Raw genomic sequence first — 17,379 nt, forward strand, 5'->3', positions numbered from 1 at the left:
CCCTCTCGCCCTCCGCCGACCCGTGTCGCCCAAAGGGTAGAGGACCACCGGTCGCCCCTCCCCGGCCACCTGCCGTTCACGCACCGCCGGGGGCCCGTGCCGTCCCCTGCGCGGCGCCGGCCCCCGTTCCCGGTGCGTGAACGGCAGGTGGCCGCGCGTAAGGACTCCGCTACGGGCGCGCCCGGCGCCGGCGGAGTTTGCGCAGGACCGCGAAGTGCCGTCCCTGTGACGCGAGTCACTCCCCGGCGTCCTGGCAGTCGGATCCGTCAGAGGGCCACGGGTCCCGCAGCCACAGGTCGTCGGCGGGGGTCGGAGCGAGCAGCGCCATCAGGCCCTCGTCGAGGCCGAGCCGGTCCGTCTCCGTCCCGGGCGGCACGACCCGCAGCGTGTGTTCGAGCCACTGGTACAGCGCGCCGAGCGGCGCCTGGAGCAGCGCGTCCCCGTCCGGCGAGGTCAGCGCGAGGCTGATCACGCCGTGCCCGTTCACGCGCGTCGGCCAGATCCGTACGTCGCCGTGCCCGCACGGCCGGAACACGCCCTCCACCAGCAGCTCCCGGGCGAACGTCCAGTGCACCGGGTTCGGCGAGTGGATGTGGAAGGCGATGTGGACCGCGTAGGGGTCCGCCGTCCGGTACGTCAGCCTGGCGGGTACCGCCACGCTGTGCTCAGGCGACAGGACCAGCTCGATGTCGAGTTCCCGTTCCACGACGGTGTTGGTGGCGCCCATGGTGCTTCGTCCTCTCCCTCGTTCGGCCCCGGGACTGGTTGTCCGGGCGCCGTACTGGGAGAGAGCGGGGTGCCCCGCGGCTATGACGCGACTTCTCCGAACTTCTCCAAGATTCTTTTCCGGCAGGGGTACGGGGCTCAGCCCACCCACGCGGCGAGCCGCTCCCGCACCAGGTCTGCGACCGCCTCCACCTGGTCGTTCAGATAGAAGTGGCCGCCGGGCAGCACCCGTATCCAAAAGTCCGTCCGCGTGTGCCCTGCCCAGGCCGCGGCCTGGGCAGGGCACACGCGGGGGTCGGCGTCGCCGAGCACCGCCGTCACGGGGCAGCCGAGCCGCTCCCCCGGCCTGGGGCGGTACGTCTCCAGCGCGCGGTAGTCGCTCCGGACCGCGGGCAGGACGAGGCGGACGAGCTCCTCGTCGTCCAGCGCGCCTGCGGCCGTGCCGCCCAGGGACTTCAGCTCGGCGACCACCTCCGCGTCGCCGAGCAGGTGGACCCGCCGCTCCTCCGGCACGGAGGGCGCCTTGCGGGCGGAGGCGAACAGGCCCACGGGCCCGCGGGTCCCCGCGCCCTCAAGCAGCCGGGCCACCGCGAAGGCCAGCGTCGCGCCCATGCTGTGCCCGAAGAACGCCGTCGGCCGCTCCTGCTCGCCGTCGCCCGGCCGCAGCGCCTCCGCGACAAGGGCGGCCAGCTCGTCCAGGTCGTCGACGCAGGGCTCCGCGTACCGGTCCTGCCGCCCCGGGTACTGCACCGCCACGGTCTCCGCGGCCCCGCCGAGCGCCGCCGCGAGGGGCCGGAACGACGAGGCGGCGCCGCCCGCGTGCGGGAAGCAGACCAGCAGCGGCGCCTCCGGGGCCGGTTCTGGCGTGGCACGCAGCCGCCGCAGCCACATGTCCGGGTCCGCACGCCCCGGCTCCGCGGCCCCGGCCGCTCCTGACGGCGTCGCTGCGTGACTCATGGCGCGGTCCCTGCCTCTCGGTCGGTGTGGTGCGGGCGCGTGCCGCCCGGGGTGCGGTACGGGTACGCGGGCGGTGGCGCCCGCGGAACCACAGGGTCGCAGAAGGCGCGCGGCGGGCGTGTACGGGTGGGGGGGCGGGAGCCGGAGGCGCAGTGGTTGTCAAGCGCCCGTGTCAAGCGCCGGCGTCAAGCGACCGTTCCGTGTCACGGCCCGCCGGGCGCCCGGGTTGACGCCGTCCCGGGGCACTCCGGCCGCCCGGCGGGGCTCCGCGCGGTCCCCCTACAGGCCCCCGGCCGGGTACCGTGCTGCCGTCCACCGCCGCACCCGCGCCGGAAGCGGCCCGAGGGCGGCGGCCGGGACGTCCGCGGGGGCTGCCGATACGCCGATCACGTTGTGTGACAACTCCGTGACCGAAAAGTGGCGCAAAGGAGAGGACCGCCCCGGCGGCGGCCGGTGTTCTGATAGATGTGAAGCCTTGAAACAAAGGCACTTGAGGAGATACGGGACCACGGTGATGAGCGCCCCGACATCGGCAGCCGGCGACGGCGGGCCCGCGGCCGGCTACTACCCCGATCCGTCCATCCCGGGCTATGTCCGGTACTGGAACGGCGCTGCCTGGGTGCCCGGCACCAGCAGGCCCGCGCCCGCGGGGAGCGAGGCCGCCGACCCCCGCGCGCAGGCCGCACCGCAGACCACCTCGCCGCGGGCCGCGGAGGAGACGGGGCCCGTCTTCTTCGACGAGGACCCCGCGGCGGGCGTCGCCGACGGGCCGGACGCCGCGCCCGTCCCGCAGGAGCCCGCCTCCGCCTGGCAGGCCGACACGGCGCGCCAGGCGGGCTTCGGGAGCGAGGTGGACCGCCGGATCGCCTGGGGCGCGCCCGCCGACCCGCGGGCCGCGTCACCCGCCGACCCCTCGGAACTCTCCGCGGCCCCGCCCACCGGCCTGACCGCCGTGCCGCCCGCGCGCACGGCCCAGGACGCCGACGCGCCCGAGCCGCTGCCCTCCCGTGCGGTGGACGACGCAGGCCGGCACGTGGGCCCGCCCCGCTCCGCCAAGCCGGTCGACTCAGGCGCCGCGATGCGGGCCCTCGCCGCCGCGGGCCGCGCCAAAGAAGAAGAGGCAGGCGCCGCCCACGGCCCGGCGCCTGCCGCCGAGGCCGCGCGTGGCGAGCTTGCCGCGCCCGCCGCGCCCGCCGCCCTGCCGAGCGGCAGGCGCACGGCGCAGGAGCAGGCCCCGCGCCCCGTGCCGCCCGCCGGTGCCGCGCCCTGGGCGCAGCAGGTGCACGCGTTCGCGCAGGCGCCCGCCCCCGCCCCGGCCGCGCCTCCGGTGCCGTTCGCGACGGCGCCCGCCGTCCCCGCGCAGGGCGGGAGCGAGCCGCCGGTCGTGCCGTGGAAGCCGCCGAAGGACGACCCGTTCCAGGCGGCGGCCAGGGCCCAGGCGAGCGCGCGCCCGTCCGGGCTCGGCCGCAGGTTCCTTGCCCGTCTGATCGACTCCGTGGTCCTCGGAGCGGTCGCCTGCGCCGTCGCGGGACCGCTCGCGCTGCGCGCCCGCGCCCATCTCGACGACAAGATCGAGGCCGCCCGCCAGTCGGGCCGCACGGTCACGGTCTATCTGCTCGACGGCACGACCGGCGCCTATCTGGCCGTCGCGGTGGTGGCCGTGCTGGTCTTCGGCGCGCTCTACGAGGCGCTGCCGACCGCCAGGTGGGGGCGCACCCTGGGCAAGAAGGTCTGCGGCCTGCGGGTCCTCGACGTGGAGGCGTTCGAGCCGCCGCGCCTCGGCAGCGCGCTCGTGCGCTGGCTGCTGTACGGGGTGCTCGGCATGGTGGCCGTGGGCGTGCTGAACGCGCTGTGGTGCGTGTTCGACCGGCCCTGGCGGCAGTGCTGGCACGACAAGGCCGCCCGCACGTTCGTGGCGGGCCCGGTCGGCTGACGCGCGGGGCCCGCGCCGTACGCCGGGATCCGCCCGTTCGTTCGCCCGAACGGCGCCGAGGGTTGGCGGCGCGCCGCGCCGCGATGTGCACTGCCCCTATGAGCAACGACCAGCCGCCGTCCGGACAGCCGCCCGAGGACGATCCCTTCCTGAAGCGGCCGCAGCCGCCGCGGCAGCCGCCGCCGGGAGACTCGGCGCCGCCCCCTGGCGAGGGCCCGTACGGACAGCCGCCGTCCGGCCCCTACGGCGGTGGCGAGGGCCCGTACGGCGGGGGGCAGGGCGGCGGCCCCTACGGGCAGGGCGGCGGCCCCTACGGCGGCGGTTCCTTCGGCGAGCCCTACGGCGGGGCCGACCCGCTCGCCGGGATGCCGCCGCTCGCGCCGTTCGGTACGCGCCTCGTGGCGCGGATCATCGACGCGCTGATCATCGCCATCCCGCTCGCGGTCATCTCCCTCGCCGCGAACGGCTTCGACCTGTCGACCTCCAACGGGCAGAGCGAGGCCGACCGGCTCGGGGACGAGTTCAACACCGGCACGCAGTGGCTGTGGACGCTGATCTCCCTCGTCGTGTACATCGGCTACGACACCCTGATGACCCGCTCGCGCGGGCAGACGCTGGGCAAGCGGTGGCTGGGCCTGCGGGTGGGGATGCTCGCCGACGGCTCCGTGCCCGGCACGGGCCCCTCGCTGCTGCGGGCGACCGTGCTGTGGCTGCCCGCCCTGCTGTGCTGCTACTGCATCTGGTGGATCGTCATCGCGCTGACGATCGTGTCGAGTCGCCCGTACAAACAGGGCTGGCACGACAAGGCGGCGAAGACGGTCGTCGTCACGGCGTAGGGCCCCGCGCCGGGAGGGCGTCCTCGCGGTGGGAGCGGGAGAGAGGGGGCGCGGCTACCGGCGCGCGGAGTGCCCGCCCACGCGGGCCACGCCGTATCCGGCGCCCGCGTGCGCGCGGGGCGCGCCGACCCGTGGCGCCGCCGTCGCCATCGAGCCGTCGGCCGGCCTCGCCGTGCTCTCGGCAGGGGCCGTGGCCTCGCGCGCGGCCCGCGTCCGGCGCGGCGCGGGCACCGAGAGCGACACGAGCAGTCCGAGGGCGAGGGCGGCGACACCGATGACCACGGTGCCGATGCCGGCCGGGGCGCCCGACAGCAGGAGCATGGCGACGGCCGAGCAGACGACGGTGGCTGAACCGTAGGCGAGCTGTGCGGTGTTAGGACGCGGCATGGCGTTTCCGTCCCTCAAGAGCGGGTGCGTGCCTGCGGGCCGCACCGGCGGCGCGACCCTACGACTCTGGTTGCCCGACGCGAACGTGCGGTAAGCGTGACCTAACCCACGGTACGGATGCACAGGGGGCGCACGGATTCATGCGACCGCCCCCGCGGTGCCCGGTGCGCCCTGGGGCGGGGCCGCCACCCCGGGCATCCCCGGGGCATCCCGGCATCCCGGCATCCTCAAGAAAAGATCATCGAATGTTCTGCTTTCCATACTGGAACCGTCGTGAACAAGTCAAGACTGTCATTTCTTCGTCAACTCCGGTCCAATAGCGCCACTTGACGCGCGTACAGCGCGCGCACAGGCCGGGTACAGGCGCGTACCGGCTCGGACGGACGGCCCCCATGAGGACGGACGGCCGCCGGCCGGGACGCGGGGGAGGACACCAGCGAGTGACCAGGACAGGACCGGCGAGACCGGCGAGACGGGTGCGGCGCGCCGCGGCGGTGGCCGCGGTGCTCGCCGTGACCGCGGCGACCGCTTCCGCCATCACCACGGCACAGGCCGAGGAACGCCCCGCCCCGCGGCAGGTGGAGCGCCGCGACCCGGCGCCGCAGCCGGGCCAGGCGGAGCACGACCTGCCGGGCCCCTTCACCAAGCGGCAGGAGGGCGAGCGCAAGGCGGCGCTCGGGCAGGTGCTCTCGGGGCACCGCACGGCCGTCAGGCGCGGCCCCTCCAGCGTGGTGAAGCTCGGCGGCGGCAAGTACGTCGAGCTGGGGCGCGAGAAGACGGACCGGATCTTCACGATCCTCGTGGAGTTCGGCGACAAGGTCGACGACACCACGACGTACGACCCGGACGGCCCCGAGGGGCCGAAGCCGCCCGTGACGCAGTACGGCGGCACGCCGGGGCCCGTGCACAACGCGATAGCCGAGCCCGACCGCGGAGTGGACAACTCCACCGCGTGGCAGGCCGACTACAACCAGAAGCACTTCAAGGACCTCTACTTCGGCACCGGCAAGGACGCGAAGGGCGCGCAGCGCGAGTCGCTCAAGACGTACTACGAGAAGCAGTCCTCGGGCCGCTACTCCGTCGACGGCGAGGTCACGGACTGGGTCAAGATCCCCTACAACGAGGCCCGTTACGGCTCGAACTACTGCGGCGGCACCACCTGCCCCTCGGTGTGGGACGCGGTGCGCGACGGCGTCAACGCCTGGGTCGCGGACCAGAAGGCCAAGGGCGAGTCGACCGCCGACATCAAGGCGGACCTGGCGCAGTACGACCAGTGGGACCGCTACGACTACGACGGCGACGGCGACTTCAACGAGCCCGACGGCTACATCGACCACTTCCAGATCGTGCACGCGGGCGAGGACGAGTCGGCGGGCGGCGGCGCGCAGGCCACCGACGCCATCTGGGCGCACCGCTGGTACGCGTACGGCTCCGACGCCGGCGCGACCGGTCCTGCGGACAACAGGGCCGGCGGCACGCAGATCGGCGACACCGGCATCTGGGTCGGCGACTACACGATGCAGCCGGAGAACGGCGGACTCGGCGTCTTCGCCCACGAGTACGGTCATGACCTCGGCCTGCCCGACAACTACGACACCGCGGGCGGCGAGAACTCCACCGCCTTCTGGGACCTGATGTCGGCCGGCTCCTGGCTCGGCACCGGCAAGGACGCGATCGGCGACCTGCCGGGCGACATGTCCGCGTGGGACAAGCTCCAACTCGGCTGGCTGGACTACGCCCGCGCCAAGGCGGCGAGGAGCTCCACGGTGAAGCTCGGCGTGTCCGAGTACAACACCAAGGACCCGCAGGCGCTGGTGGTGACCCTGCCGCCCAAGCAGAAGACGACCACGGTCGTCGAGCCCGCGCAGGGCGCCACCCAGTGGTGGAGCGGCATGGGGGACAACCTCAAGAACACGCTGACCCGTTCGGTCGACCTGACCGGCAGGTCCGCCGCCTCGCTCACACTGGACGGCTGGTGGGACATCGAGTCCGGCTACGACTACCTCTACGCCGAGGTGTCGACGGACGGGGGCGCCGACTGGACGCCGCTCGACGGCACCGCTGACGGCGCCGCCATCCCGCGTGACGGCGGCGACAAACCGGCGCTGACCGGCACGTCCGGCGCGTACGAGAAGCTCGTCTACCCGCTCGACGCCTACGCGGGGCAGAAGGTCGACCTGCGCTTCCGCTACCTCACCGACGGCGGTGTGGCGCAGAAGGGGTTCGCCGCCGACGAGCTCTCGGTGGTCGCGGACGGCACCCCGCTGTTCACCGACAACGCCGAGACGGCGGACGGCGGTTGGACCGCGGCGGGCTTCTCCCGCATCGGCGGGTCCTTCACCAAGGACTACGACCAGTACTACGTCGTGGAGAACCGCCAGTACACCAGCTACGACCGGACGTTGCGCACCGGCCCGTACAACTTCGGCTTCACGGAGCCGAAGGACCTCACCGTCGAGCACTACGCGTACCAGAACGGCATGTTGGTCTGGTACTGGGACACCTCGCAGGCCGACAACAACACGAGTGTGCACCCGGGCGAGGGGCTCATCCTGCCGGTGGACGCGCACCCGAAGGCGCTGCGCTGGTCGGACGGGACGGTGATGCGCAACCGGATCCAGCCGTTCGACGCGCCGTTCAGCTGGTACCCGACGCCGGGCTTCACGCTCCACAAGGCGGACCGGCCGACCCGGATCAGGCCGCAGGCCGGGGTGGTCGCCTTCGACGACCACCGGGGCGGCTACTGGGACCCGGCGAACCCCCAGGGGAGCGTCAAGGTTCCTGACACCCGCACCAGGATCACGATCCTGAGCCAGCCCATCAGTGGCGCGACCATGACACTCCATGTGGGACCCTCGACCCGTTAAGCATCAAAACCGCAGGTCAAACCATGATCGGCCGTTGCCCCTCTAGCGGGCGGCGGCCGATCGTGTTTAGGTGCAGCTGTGCATCTCTTATTGACACGGGGTCTCGCGGGGGGAGAGGAAGGATCATGGCAGGCGGAGGTTTCAGCAGGCTCCCGAACGGCAGAGTGGTGGTGGCGCTGACCGTGCCGAGACCCGCGGCCGAAGGCGGCACGGTTCGTGTCCTCGTGCACGCGCAGAACCGCGCGCGAGCCCTGACCAGGCTGCGCAACCTCGGACTGCGCGCCGTCTACCTGCGGGGGAACGCGGAGCCGCCGACACCCGACGAGGTCACCGCGGTCCTGCACCATCCCGAGGGCCTGCTCTGGCGGGCCACCCCCCAGTGCCCGGGCGACGCCGACGCGCTCTGGCGCCCCATCCGGGCCCTGCTCAGGCCGGGCCGCACCTGGCAGCCGGGGCCCACGCGGCCCGGCCTCGCCCGCAAGCCGATGGCGCCCTGGCGCCACCTGCCGCCGGCGCCCCGGGTGCGCGCGGGCGGCTGACGGACGGCTCCTCGACGGCCCGTGCGCGGGCTGACCCGCGCGGCCCCTCAGGCTCCGGGCCCACGGCCTCAGGCGGCCCTGACCACCGGCTCGCCGGTGAGAGCGACGCCCGCCGCGCGCAGCTCCTCCACGGCGCGGTCGGTGGTGCGGCGGGCCACGCCCGCCGTCAGGTCGAGCAGCACACGGGTCGCGAACCCCTCGCGGGCCGCGTCGAGCGCCGTGGCCCGCACGCAGTGGTCGGTGGCGATGCCGACGACGTCGACCTCGGTGACCCGGCGCTCGCGCAGCCACTCGGCGAGCGGCAGCCCGTTCTCGTCGGCGCCCTCGAAGCCGCTGTAGGCCCCGGAGTACTCGCCCTTGCCGAAGACCGCCGCGACCGCGCCCGAGGCGATGGCGGGCGCGAAGTTCGGGTGGAAGCCGACGCCCTCGGTCCCGGCCACGCAGTGCACCGGCCAGGTGTGCTCGTAGTCGGGGGCGGCGGGCGGCCGTGCGAAGTGGTTGCCGGGGTCGATGTGGTGGTCGCGGGTGGCGACCACATGGCGGTAGCCCGCCGTGGACTGGGCGATCAGCTCCGTGATGGCGGCGGCCACGTCGGCGCCGCCGCCCACGGCGAGGCTGCCGCCCTCGCAGAAGTCGTTCTGCACGTCCACCACGATCAGCGCGCGCTGCATGGCCGCAGCCCCCCATCCGGTCCCTGCCCGGTGTCCTCCGGGCCTACCGTGTCCAAGCCGTCACTCATATCGTCACACGAATTCCGTGGGGAGCACGGGTTCGCCCCGCGACAGCTGCATCGCGGACATCGGCAGACCCGCCCGTGCCGCGATGTGGCGCTCGCGCACCGCGTCGAGCGACTCCCGCGACACCACCTCGCCGCCCTTGACCAGCTGGACGAGCAGCTGCCGTCCGGCCAGCTCCTGCGGCACGGGTCCGGTGCCGACGACCTCGGCCTCGGCGACGCCCTCGGCGTCGAGCCGCCGCGCGGCCCACTTGCGCCCGCCGACCGACGTCTTGCCGCCCGTCGACTTCTTCGCCACCGGCTGGAGCGGCGCCGCCGCGTCGGCCGACTGCGCGCGGGCCACGATCTTGTAGACCATGGAGCAGGTCGGGTGGCCGCTGCCGGTCACCAGCTGCGTGCCCACCCCGTACGCGTCCACCGGCGCGGCCGCGAGCGAGGCGATGGCGTACTCGTCCAGGTCGGACGTGACCACGATCCTGGTGTCCACCGCGCCAAGATCGTCCAGCTGCTGGCGCACCCGGTGCGCGACCAGCAGCAGGTCGCCCGAGTCGATCCGTACCGCCCCGAGCTCGGGACCCGCGACCTCCACCGCCGTGCGCACCGCCTCGGCCACGTCGTACGTGTCGACCAGCAGCGTCGTACCGCGGCCGAGCGAGTCGACCTGCGCGCGGAACGCGTCGCGCTCCGAGTCGTGCAGCAGGGTGAAGGCGTGCGCGCTGGTGCCGACCGTGGGGATCCCGTAGCGGAATCCGGCCGCCAGGTCCGAGGTGCTGTCGAAGCCGCCCACGTACGCGGCGCGGGAGGCGGCCACCGCCGCCAGCTCGTGGGTGCGGCGCGCGCCCATCTCGATCAGGCCGCGGCCGCCCGCCGCCGCGGACATCCGGGACGCGGCGGCGGCGATCGCGGAGTCGTGGTTGAGGATCGAGAGGATCACCGTCTCCAGCAGTACGCACTCCGCGAAGGAGCCCTCCACGCGCAGGATCGGCGAGCCGGGGAAGTACACCTCGCCCTCGGGGTAGCCCCAGATGTCGCCGGTGAAGCGGTAGTCGGCCAGCCAGTCGAGGGTCCGCTCGTCCACGATCCGCTGTTCGCGCAGGAAGCCGAGGACGCCCGGGTCGAAGCGGAAGTTCTCCACCGCGTCGAGCACCCGCCCCGTGCCGGCCACCACGCCGTAGCGCCGCCCCTCGGGCAGGCGCCGGGTGAACGCCTCGAACACCGAGTGGCGCTCCGCCGTGCCGGCCCGCAGGGCGGCCTGGAGCATCGTGAGTTCGTACTGGTCGGTGAACAGGGCGGTGGAGGGCACATCCACCGGCAGTCCCAGGTCCGGAGTGTTCATATGAAGGATGCTACCCCCCTTACTCGTCAGAGTGACGATTTCCCCTCGGGGAGCCGTCGTGCCGCCCACGGGGCCCCCGCCGGGCGTCAGCGGGGTACCGCGCGGCAGGACGCCGCTCACCAGGGCCGTTTGTGCGACGGCACCCTCCGGGTGGCAGCATGGGGTGCACGAGGCTGTGAATCGCGGCACACCGTGACGAGGTGGTGCCGCGGGCGCTCCGCCTCTCGCCCCGGCATGGAAGAGAAGGTCGTCCCGAACCGTGAGTGTTGCTCCGAGTGAGATCACGCGGCCGGAATCGGCAGAGGAGACCTCTGTCGTCCCCGAGCCGGACGTGCCCTGGGTGACCATCGTCCACAACGATCCGGTCAATCTCATGAGCTACGTCACCTACGTCTTCCAGACGTACTTCGGCTATTCGAAAGAGATCGCGCACAAGCTGATGATGGATGTGCACCACAAGGGCCGGGCCGTGGTCTCCAGCGGCTCCCGCGAGGAGATGGAGCGCGACGTGCAGGCCATGCACGGCTACGGCCTGTGGGCGACGCTCTCCCAGGACCGCGGCTGATGGCCGGGCACTTCGAGCCCCTCCCGGGCGGCGGCGCGGCCGTGGCGCTCGACGAGGTCGAGATCTCCATCCTCCGCTCGCTCGCCCTCCAGCTCGCCGAGCTGATCGGGCCGGGCGAGGAGCCCGCGGAGCAGGACGACCCGCTCGCGTCGCTGTTCACCGAGGGCCCGAGCGAGCCGCCGTCCGACCCCGCGCTGCGGCGCCTCTTCCCCGACGCGTACGGGGACCCGGCGAAGCCGGGCCGGGAGGACGGGGAACTCCGGGGCTACTCCGCCGAGTTCCGCCGCTTCACGGAGAACGACCTGCGCGGCCGCAAGCGCGCCGACGCGCTCGCCGTGATCCGCTCCCTCGACGCGGTGGCCGCGGAGGGTGACGGCGGGGGAGTGCTCAAGCTCACCCCCGACGCGTCGCGGCAGTGGCTCGGCACCCTCAACGACCTGCGGCTGACCATCGGCACCCGTCTCGAGGTGGCGGACGAGGACGAGGACGGCGAGCTGTACCGGCTGCCGGACTCCGACCCGCGCAAGCCCATGGTGATGGCGTACCTCTGGCTCGGGGCGCTCCAGGAGACGCTGATCGAGACCCTGACTCCGTGAGGCGCCGTGCGTGGTGCGCGAGCGACGACCGCGGGCGCCGCTCCCCGTGCGTGCGCCGGCGGGCGCCCGTCGTCGTGATCTTCGGCCGGGCGGGGTAATTATCCGACCGATTTGCGGATGATATGCATGGTTTCCGGGCTTTGTCCGCTGGGCTGTACCCATGACTACCCGACCGGCGCCCCCGCCGCTCCCCGCCGCCCCGGAAGAGGGCTACCAGCGCGGCCTCGGCGGCCGCCAGGTCCAGATGATCGCGATCGGCGGCGCGATCGGCGTCGGCCTCTTCATGGGCGCGGGCGCCAACATCGCCCAGGCGGGCCCCTCCATCGTGCTGATGTACGCCCTGGCCGGCCTGGTGATCTTCTTCATCATGCGGGCCCTCGGCGAACTCCTGCTCTACCGGCCGGTGTCCGGCTCCTTCGCCTCCTACGCGCGGGAGTTCCTCGGCCCCTTCTACGGCTACGCCACCGGCTGGACGTACTGGCTGATGTGGGTGGTCACCGCGATGGCCGAGCTCACCGCCGCCGCCATCTACCTGCACTTCTGGTGGTCGGGCATCCCGCAGTGGGCCGGCGCGCTGGTCTTCCTCGTCGTGCTGTTCTGCGTCAACCTCATCTCCGTACGGGTCTTCGGCGAGGTCGAGTTCTGGTTCTCGATGGTCAAGGTCACCGCCATCCTCGGCATGATCCTCATCGGCCTCGGCGTCCTCACCCTCGGCTTCTCCGACGCCGGGCCCACCGCCTCGCCCGACAACCTCTGGGCGCACGGCGGCTTCTTCCCGCACGGCGTCGGCTCCAGCCTGATGACCCTCCAGGGCGTGATGTTCGCGTATGTCGCCGTCGAACTCGTCGGCGTCACCGCGGGGGAGTCCGCCGACCCGCGGCGCATCCTGCCCCGCGCCATCAACACGCTGCCCTGGCGGATCGTGATCTTCTACGTCGGCTCCCTCGCGGTGATCCTCGCCGTCGTCGACTGGACCGAGTTCTCGGCGGGGACCAGCCCGTTCGTGCACGCCTTCCAGAAGATCGGCATCCCCCTCGCCGCAGGGATCGTCAACTTCGTCGTGCTGACGGCCGCGCTCTCCTCCTGCAACTCGGGCATGTACTCCACCGGCCGCATGCTGCGCGGCCTCGCCGCCGACCGGCACGCGCCGCGCGCCTTCGCCCGGCTCAACGCCCGCCGCGCGCCCGCCGTGGGCACCGCCGTCTCCGTCGCCGTGATGGGCGTCGGCGTCGTCCTCAACTACCTCGTGCCGCAGCAGGCGTTCGGCTACGTCACCTCCGTCGCCACCGCGTGCGGCATCTGGACCTGGTCGGTCATCCTCGTCAGCCACATCCGCTACCGGCGGGCCGTCGCCGACGGCCTGCTGCCGGCCTCCGCGTTCCCCGCGCCGGGCGGCACCCTCTTCAGCTGGGTGGCGCTCGCCTTCCTCGCGCTCGTCACCGCGCTCATCGCGTACGGCACCGAGACCCGGGTCTGCCTCTACGTCGGCGCCCTGTGGGCCGCCGGGCTCGGGGCGGGCTGGCAGGCGCTGAAGCGGCGCGGCGCCCACCTCCCCGACGACCGGCGGGCCCCGCACGACCGGGCCGAGGACCCGGGCCCCGCGGACGGCGAGGGCGCGGGGCCGGCGGCGGCGCCCGCCGAGTAGGGCCTCTCGTGTGGATCACGCCGGGCTCGCGTGTCCCGGCACCGCGTCTCGCGGCGTTGTCGTCGGTCGCCAGGGCTCCGCCATGACCCCCTCCTGTGCCGTGCGACACACGGCGCAGGCCCCCGCTCCCTGATCCGCCCTGGGCCAAACGCAAAGACCCTGGCCTCCGCGCCTGCTCCCGGCCGGCGCACCGCCTGCTCCCCGCCTGCTCCCCGCGGGGCGCGCGCCCCCGGCCCGGCCTGCCGGGCCGCGCGGGGTCCGGCTTATATTTCCCCCATGCTGACCATCACCCAGGAGCTGCACGACCAGATCGTCGCGCACGCGCGGCGCGACCACCCCGACGAGGCGTGCGGTGTGGTCGCGGGCCCTGCGGGCAGCGGCAGGCCCGAGCGGTTCGTCCCGATGCTCAACGCCGCCAGGTCGCCCACCTTCTACGAGTTCGACTCGGGCGACCTGCTCAAGCTGTACCGGGAGATGGACGACCGCGACGAGGAGCCCGTGATCGTCTACCACTCGCACACCGCGACGGAGGCGTACCCCTCGCGCACGGACATCTCCTACGCGAACGAGCCCGGCGCCCACTACGTCCTCGTCTCCACCGCGGACACCGACGGCGCCGGCCCCTTCCAGTTCCGCTCGTACCGCATCGTGGACGGCGAGGTCACCGAGGAAGACGTCCAGGTCGTCTGAGAGACTCACCGGACCACCCGTAGGACCCGAGGCGGCAGGACCCAGGAAGCCGGTGCGAATCCGGCACGGTCCCGCCACTGTGACCGCGGGGACGGCCGCGCAGCCGCGCGCGCCGCGCCTCCCGGGAGCCAGGAACTGACCTGCCGCCCTCTCCCGCCAGCCAGGGGACGTGGACATCCCCGAGGAGGAACCCGTGCGGTCAGCCCTGCCCGTGCGCCTGCGCGCCCTCGCCGCAGCCGCCCTGCTCATACCCGTCGCCGCCTGCTCGGCCGGCTCCCACCAGGACGCGGCCACGTCCGGGGGCGCCGTCGCCCACCGGGCCGGCTTCCCGTACACCGTCACCAACTGCGGCGTGCGCACCACCTACGACGCCCCGCCGAAGCGGGCCGTCACCCTCAACCAGCACGCCACCGAGATCATGCTCGCCCTCGGGCTCGGCCGCTCCCTGGTGGGCACCGCCTACCTCGACGACCACATCGCGCCCGCCTACGCGAAGGCGTACAAGGCCGTCCCGGTCCTCGCCAAGGAGTACCCCTCCAAGGAGAAGCTCCTCGCCGCGAACCCCGACTTCGTCTACGGCGGCTACGCCAGCGCCTTCGACGCCAAGGACGGGCGCGCCCGCGACGACCTCAAGGGCTCGGGCATCGACACCCGCCTCGACATCGAGAGCTGCGCCAAGGACAAGGTCACGCTCGACGACCTGTACCGCGAGGTGACCGAGGTCGGCAGGACCTTCGGCGTGCCCGGCAGGGCCGCGGCCTGGGTGCGCGGGGCCAGGGCCACCGTCGCCGCGACCGCCGACCGGCTCAGGGGCGTCAAGCCGGTGCCGGTCATGGTCTACGACAGCGGGGACAAGGCACCCTTCACCGCGGGCGGCACCGGCATCGGCAACGAGATCATCACCCGCGCCGGCGGCACCAACGTCTTCGCCGACCTCCCCAAGCCCTTCTCCGACGCCTCCTGGGAGCAGGTCGTCGCCCGCAAGCCGCAGGTCATCGTCATCTACGACTACGGCAGTACCACCGTCGCGCAGAAGGAGAAGCGGCTGCTCGACGACCCGGTACTCCAGGACGTCCCCGCGATCAGGAACAAGCGGTTCGCCGTGCTGCCGCTGTCCAACGTGGTGCTCGGCGTCCGGGTCCCCGGCGCCATCGGCGATCTCGCCCGCCGGCTCCACCCCGAGTCCACCCGGTAGGCGCGGGTGCCCACGTCCGACCCGGCCCAGGACCCCGCCGCCGGGGCCGCCGGAGATCCCCCGACCGGGGCCGTCCGCGCTTCCGGCCCCTGCCCCGGCGATCCCGCCCCTGTGCCCGGGGCCGCTCGGGCTCGCGGTCCGGCGCCCGGGGCGCCTCCGGCTCCAGGCCCCGCGTCCGACCGCGCGCCCGCGTCCACGTCGCGGGTCCGCGGCAGCCGGGCGCGCTACTCGCTCGTGGTGGGCGGGCTGGTCGTCGCGCTCGCCGGCGCCGTCGTCGCGGGGCTCGCGCTCGGCTCCGTGCGTGTCCCGCCGGGCGAGGTCGTGCGCACGCTCACCGGGACGGCCGCGCCGAGCCCGCTGCGGACGATCGTGCTGGACGTGCGGCTGCCGCGCGTGCTGCTCGGCGCGGTCGTGGGCGCCGGGCTCGCCGTCGTCGGGACCGTGCTCCAGGCGCTCGTGCGCAACCGGCTCGCCGACCCGTTCCTGCTCGGCATCTCCTCCGGTGCCTCGGCGGGCGCGGTCCTCGTGCTCGTCGTCGGCGTCGGCGGCGGGATCACCACCACCGTCGCCATGCCCGCCGCCGCCTTCGCCGGGTCCCTGGTCGCGCTCGCCCTGGTGTACGGGCTCGCCCGCCGCGGCGGCGCCATGACAGGCGGCAGGCTGGTCCTCGCGGGCGTCACCGTCTCGTACATCCTCTCCGCCCTCACCACCCTCGTCCTGACCCTCTCCGCCCGTCCCGAGCAGTTCCAGGAGGCCCTGTACTGGACGCTCGGCGGGCTCGGCAGCGCCCGTTGGGGCACGCTCGTGCTGCCCGCCGCCGTGCTGGTCCTCGGCACCGGCGTGCTGATCGCGCTCGGGCGCCCGCTCGACCTGCTGCTCACGGGGGAGGAGGGCGCGACCGCGCTCGGCCTCGACACCGGCCGCTTCCGCGCCGCGGTCTTCGTCCTCGCCTCCCTGGTCACCGGCGTGCTGGTGGCGTCGAGCGGCGCGGTCGGCTTCGTCGGCCTGCTGGTGCCGCACGCGGCGCGCGGTGCCGTCGGCGCCGCCCACAGGGCCCTGCTGCCGGTCGCCGCGCTCGGCGGCGCCGTGGTGCTGGTCGTCGCGGATCTCGCGGCCCGCACGGTCGCCGCGCCGCAGGACATCCCGGTCGGCGTGCTGACCGCGCTCATCGGCGGCCCGTTCTTCCTCTGGCTGATGCGCCGCAGGCCCGAGGGGGCCGCCGTATGACGCCCGCACACGTCGCGCCCGCGCGGCTGACCGTCGAGGGGATGACGTACGAGACCGGTGGGCGGCGCCTGGTCGACGGGGTCGACCTCACCGCGGCCCCCGGCGAGACCGTGGGCCTCGTCGGTCCCAACGGCAGCGGCAAGACCACCCTGCTGCGCTGTCTCTACGGCACCCTGCGCCCCACCGCGGGCCGTGCCCTCCTCGACGGCGACGACCTGGCGGGCCTCACCGCCAAGGCCCGCGCCCGGCGCGTCGCGGCCGTGCCCCAGGACGGGCGCGCGGACATCGAACTGACCGTCAGGGAGGTCGTCGCGATGGGCCGGTCACCGCACAAGCGGTTCTGGGAGGGCGACACCGCGGCCGACACCGCCCTCGCCGCCGAGGCGCTCGCCAGGGTCGGCGCCGCGGGTCTCGCCGACCGCGCGTTCCCCACCCTCTCAGGCGGTGAGCGGCAGCGCGTCCTGGTCGCCCGCGCCCTGGTGCAGCGGCCCGCGCTGCTGGTGCTCGACGAGCCGACGAACCACCTCGACATCCGCCACCAGCTCGACGTCCTCGGCCTGGTCGCCCGCGAGAGCGGCGCCACCTGCCTGCTCGCGCTGCACGACCTCAACCTCGCCGCATACTACTGCGACCGGCTCCACGTGCTGCGCGCCGGCCGCCTCGTCGCGTCGGGCCCGCCCGCCGAGGTCCTCACCCCCGGGCTGCTCGCGGACGTGTACGGGGTCGGCGCGGCGATCACGCCGCACCCCGTCACCGGGACGCCGGTCGTCGTCTACCTGCCGGACACCGGCCCCGCGCGGCGGACCGCGCCGCCGGTGCCAGGCGGGCCACGGCCGTCCGCATGACGAACGTTCGCCGTCCGCCATGCGAGATCACACCTCTGGAACCCGTGCGGGAATCGATACGATGACCGCATGGTTGCCTCTGACGTGAATGAGACGACGCCGAGCACACCGCTGCTCGTGGCGCGGCTGCACGTCGACCTGTGCCGCCTCGCGAGCGCGATCTGTCCCGGCGGCGCGGACTGCTGAAGCGCGGGTCCAGCAGGCCGTTCATCAGTTCACCCACCTCTCAAGCACCCTTCCCCGCGCGGTGGCGAACCGCCGCGCGACGCCGCGGGAAGCGGCCCCGGGACCGCCAGGAC

16 protein-coding genes, 1 pseudogene and 1 riboswitch are annotated in these 17,379 nt (G+C 73.9%); of the genes and pseudogenes, 12 read left to right on the forward strand and 5 right to left on the reverse strand.

Annotated elements, in window-relative coordinates:
• Positions 1 to 235 precede the first annotated feature (235 nt).
• Together ABEA77_RS18990 and ABEA77_RS18995 are read right to left on the reverse strand one after the other, a co-directional pair.
• Positions 236 to 727, reverse strand: coding sequence for an SsgA family sporulation/cell division regulator (locus ABEA77_RS18990; RefSeq protein WP_345648731.1), 492 nt, complete (start codon positions 725 to 727; stop codon positions 236 to 238).
• A 137-nt stretch (positions 728 to 864) separates the two neighbouring features.
• The gene (locus ABEA77_RS18995) at positions 865 to 1,683 is read right to left on the reverse strand and encodes a thioesterase II family protein (protein ID WP_345648734.1); all 819 of its coding nucleotides are present in this window, start codon (positions 1,681 to 1,683) and stop codon (positions 865 to 867) included.
• A gap of 514 nt (positions 1,684 to 2,197) precedes the next feature.
• Between ABEA77_RS18995 and ABEA77_RS19000 the strand changes: the two genes are divergently transcribed.
• Positions 2,198 to 3,616: an RDD family protein gene (locus ABEA77_RS19000; protein ID WP_345648737.1), complete on the forward strand. Its 1,419-nt coding sequence runs from the start codon at positions 2,198 to 2,200 to the stop codon at positions 3,614 to 3,616.
• A gap of 98 nt (positions 3,617 to 3,714) precedes the next feature.
• Positions 3,715 to 4,452, forward strand: coding sequence for an RDD family protein (locus tag ABEA77_RS19005; protein ID WP_345648740.1), 738 nt, complete (start codon positions 3,715 to 3,717; stop codon positions 4,450 to 4,452).
• Between the two features lie 54 nt (positions 4,453 to 4,506).
• Here ABEA77_RS19005 and ABEA77_RS19010 read toward each other — a convergent pair whose 3' ends face one another.
• A complete protein-coding gene (locus ABEA77_RS19010; protein ID WP_345648743.1) occupies positions 4,507 to 4,839 on the reverse strand; it encodes a hypothetical protein in 333 nt (110 codons plus the stop codon).
• 440 nt (positions 4,840 to 5,279) lie between these two features.
• Here ABEA77_RS19010 and ABEA77_RS19015 point away from each other — a divergent pair, with 440 nt between their 5' ends.
• A complete protein-coding gene (locus ABEA77_RS19015; protein ID WP_425588319.1) occupies positions 5,280 to 7,706 on the forward strand; it encodes an immune inhibitor A domain-containing protein in 2,427 nt (808 codons plus the stop codon).
• A 125-nt stretch (positions 7,707 to 7,831) separates the two neighbouring features.
• Positions 7,832 to 8,137 (forward strand): annotated as a pseudogene (locus tag ABEA77_RS19020) (hypothetical protein); the annotation flags it as partial.
• A gap of 176 nt (positions 8,138 to 8,313) precedes the next feature.
• Here ABEA77_RS19020 and ABEA77_RS19025 read toward each other — a convergent pair.
• A complete protein-coding gene (locus tag ABEA77_RS19025) occupies positions 8,314 to 8,916 on the reverse strand; it encodes an isochorismatase family protein (RefSeq protein ID WP_345648747.1) in 603 nt (200 codons plus the stop codon).
• A 72-nt stretch (positions 8,917 to 8,988) separates the two neighbouring features.
• Positions 8,989 to 10,317 carry a nicotinate phosphoribosyltransferase gene (locus ABEA77_RS19030; protein WP_345648750.1) on the reverse strand — a complete coding sequence of 443 codons (1,329 nt, stop codon included), beginning with the start codon at positions 10,315 to 10,317 and terminating at the stop codon, positions 8,989 to 8,991.
• A 259-nt stretch (positions 10,318 to 10,576) separates the two neighbouring features.
• Here ABEA77_RS19030 and clpS point away from each other — a divergent pair, with 259 nt between their 5' ends.
• From clpS to ABEA77_RS19070, 8 genes are all read left to right on the forward strand, one after another.
• Positions 10,577 to 10,882 carry an ATP-dependent Clp protease adapter ClpS gene (clpS, locus tag ABEA77_RS19035; protein WP_345648752.1) on the forward strand — a complete coding sequence of 102 codons (306 nt, stop codon included), beginning with the start codon at positions 10,577 to 10,579 and terminating at the stop codon, positions 10,880 to 10,882.
• Positions 10,882 to 11,478 (forward strand): DUF2017 domain-containing protein, encoded by a 597-nt coding sequence (locus ABEA77_RS19040; protein WP_345648754.1) that lies wholly within the window; start codon positions 10,882 to 10,884, stop codon positions 11,476 to 11,478. Before clpS ends, ABEA77_RS19040 begins: the two co-directional genes overlap by 1 nt.
• A gap of 160 nt (positions 11,479 to 11,638) precedes the next feature.
• Positions 11,639 to 13,123: an amino acid permease gene (locus ABEA77_RS19045; RefSeq protein WP_345648757.1), complete on the forward strand. Its 1,485-nt coding sequence runs from the start codon at positions 11,639 to 11,641 to the stop codon at positions 13,121 to 13,123.
• Between the two features lie 276 nt (positions 13,124 to 13,399).
• The gene (locus ABEA77_RS19050; RefSeq protein ID WP_345648759.1) at positions 13,400 to 13,813 is read left to right on the forward strand and encodes a M67 family metallopeptidase; all 414 of its coding nucleotides are present in this window, start codon (positions 13,400 to 13,402) and stop codon (positions 13,811 to 13,813) included.
• Between the two features lie 42 nt (positions 13,814 to 13,855).
• Positions 13,856 to 13,951: riboswitch (cobalamin riboswitch) on the forward strand.
• Between the two features lie 55 nt (positions 13,952 to 14,006).
• Positions 14,007 to 15,008 carry an ABC transporter substrate-binding protein gene (locus ABEA77_RS19055; RefSeq protein ID WP_345648762.1) on the forward strand — a complete coding sequence of 334 codons (1,002 nt, stop codon included), beginning with the start codon at positions 14,007 to 14,009 and terminating at the stop codon, positions 15,006 to 15,008.
• A gap of 237 nt (positions 15,009 to 15,245) precedes the next feature.
• Complete coding sequence (locus tag ABEA77_RS19060) at positions 15,246 to 16,235, forward strand: FecCD family ABC transporter permease (protein ID WP_425588320.1); 990 nt, start codon at positions 15,246 to 15,248, stop codon at positions 16,233 to 16,235.
• Entirely contained in the window at positions 16,232 to 17,080 is an 849-nt protein-coding gene (locus ABEA77_RS19065; protein ID WP_345648767.1) for an ABC transporter ATP-binding protein, read from the forward strand. The genes ABEA77_RS19060 and ABEA77_RS19065 overlap by 4 nt, the downstream gene beginning before the upstream one ends.
• A 69-nt stretch (positions 17,081 to 17,149) precedes the next feature.
• Complete coding sequence (locus ABEA77_RS19070) at positions 17,150 to 17,266, forward strand: putative leader peptide (protein WP_345648769.1); 117 nt, start codon at positions 17,150 to 17,152, stop codon at positions 17,264 to 17,266.
• The last annotated feature ends 113 nt before the right edge of the window (positions 17,267 to 17,379 follow it).

The sequence above is a fragment of the Streptomyces tremellae genome (assembly GCF_039540215.1).
GTDB lineage: Bacteria > Actinomycetota > Actinomycetes > Streptomycetales > Streptomycetaceae > Streptomyces > Streptomyces tremellae.

Bases quoted from the DNA above. Each gene is read 5' to 3' on its own strand.
- ABEA77_RS18990 (WP_345648731.1), bottom strand. From the start codon at position 727: ATGGGCGCCACCAACACCGTCGTGGAACGGGAACTCGACATCGAGCTG.
- ABEA77_RS18995 (WP_345648734.1), bottom strand. From the start codon at position 1,683: ATGAGTCACGCAGCGACGCCGTCAGGAGCGGCCGGGGCCGCGGAGCCG.
- ABEA77_RS19000 (WP_345648737.1), top strand. From the start codon at position 2,198: ATGAGCGCCCCGACATCGGCAGCCGGCGACGGCGGGCCCGCGGCCGGC.
- ABEA77_RS19005 (WP_345648740.1), top strand. From the start codon at position 3,715: ATGAGCAACGACCAGCCGCCGTCCGGACAGCCGCCCGAGGACGATCCC.
- ABEA77_RS19010 (WP_345648743.1), bottom strand. From the start codon at position 4,839: ATGCCGCGTCCTAACACCGCACAGCTCGCCTACGGTTCAGCCACCGTC.
- ABEA77_RS19025 (WP_345648747.1), bottom strand. From the start codon at position 8,916: ATGCAGCGCGCGCTGATCGTGGTGGACGTGCAGAACGACTTCTGCGAG.
- ABEA77_RS19030 (WP_345648750.1), bottom strand. From the start codon at position 10,317: ATGAACACTCCGGACCTGGGACTGCCGGTGGATGTGCCCTCCACCGCC.
- ABEA77_RS19040 (WP_345648754.1), top strand. From the start codon at position 10,882: ATGGCCGGGCACTTCGAGCCCCTCCCGGGCGGCGGCGCGGCCGTGGCG.
- ABEA77_RS19045 (WP_345648757.1), top strand. From the start codon at position 11,639: ATGACTACCCGACCGGCGCCCCCGCCGCTCCCCGCCGCCCCGGAAGAG.
- ABEA77_RS19050 (WP_345648759.1), top strand. From the start codon at position 13,400: ATGCTGACCATCACCCAGGAGCTGCACGACCAGATCGTCGCGCACGCG.
- ABEA77_RS19065 (WP_345648767.1), top strand. From the start codon at position 16,232: ATGACGCCCGCACACGTCGCGCCCGCGCGGCTGACCGTCGAGGGGATG.
- ABEA77_RS19070 (WP_345648769.1), top strand. From the start codon at position 17,150: ATGGTTGCCTCTGACGTGAATGAGACGACGCCGAGCACACCGCTGCTC.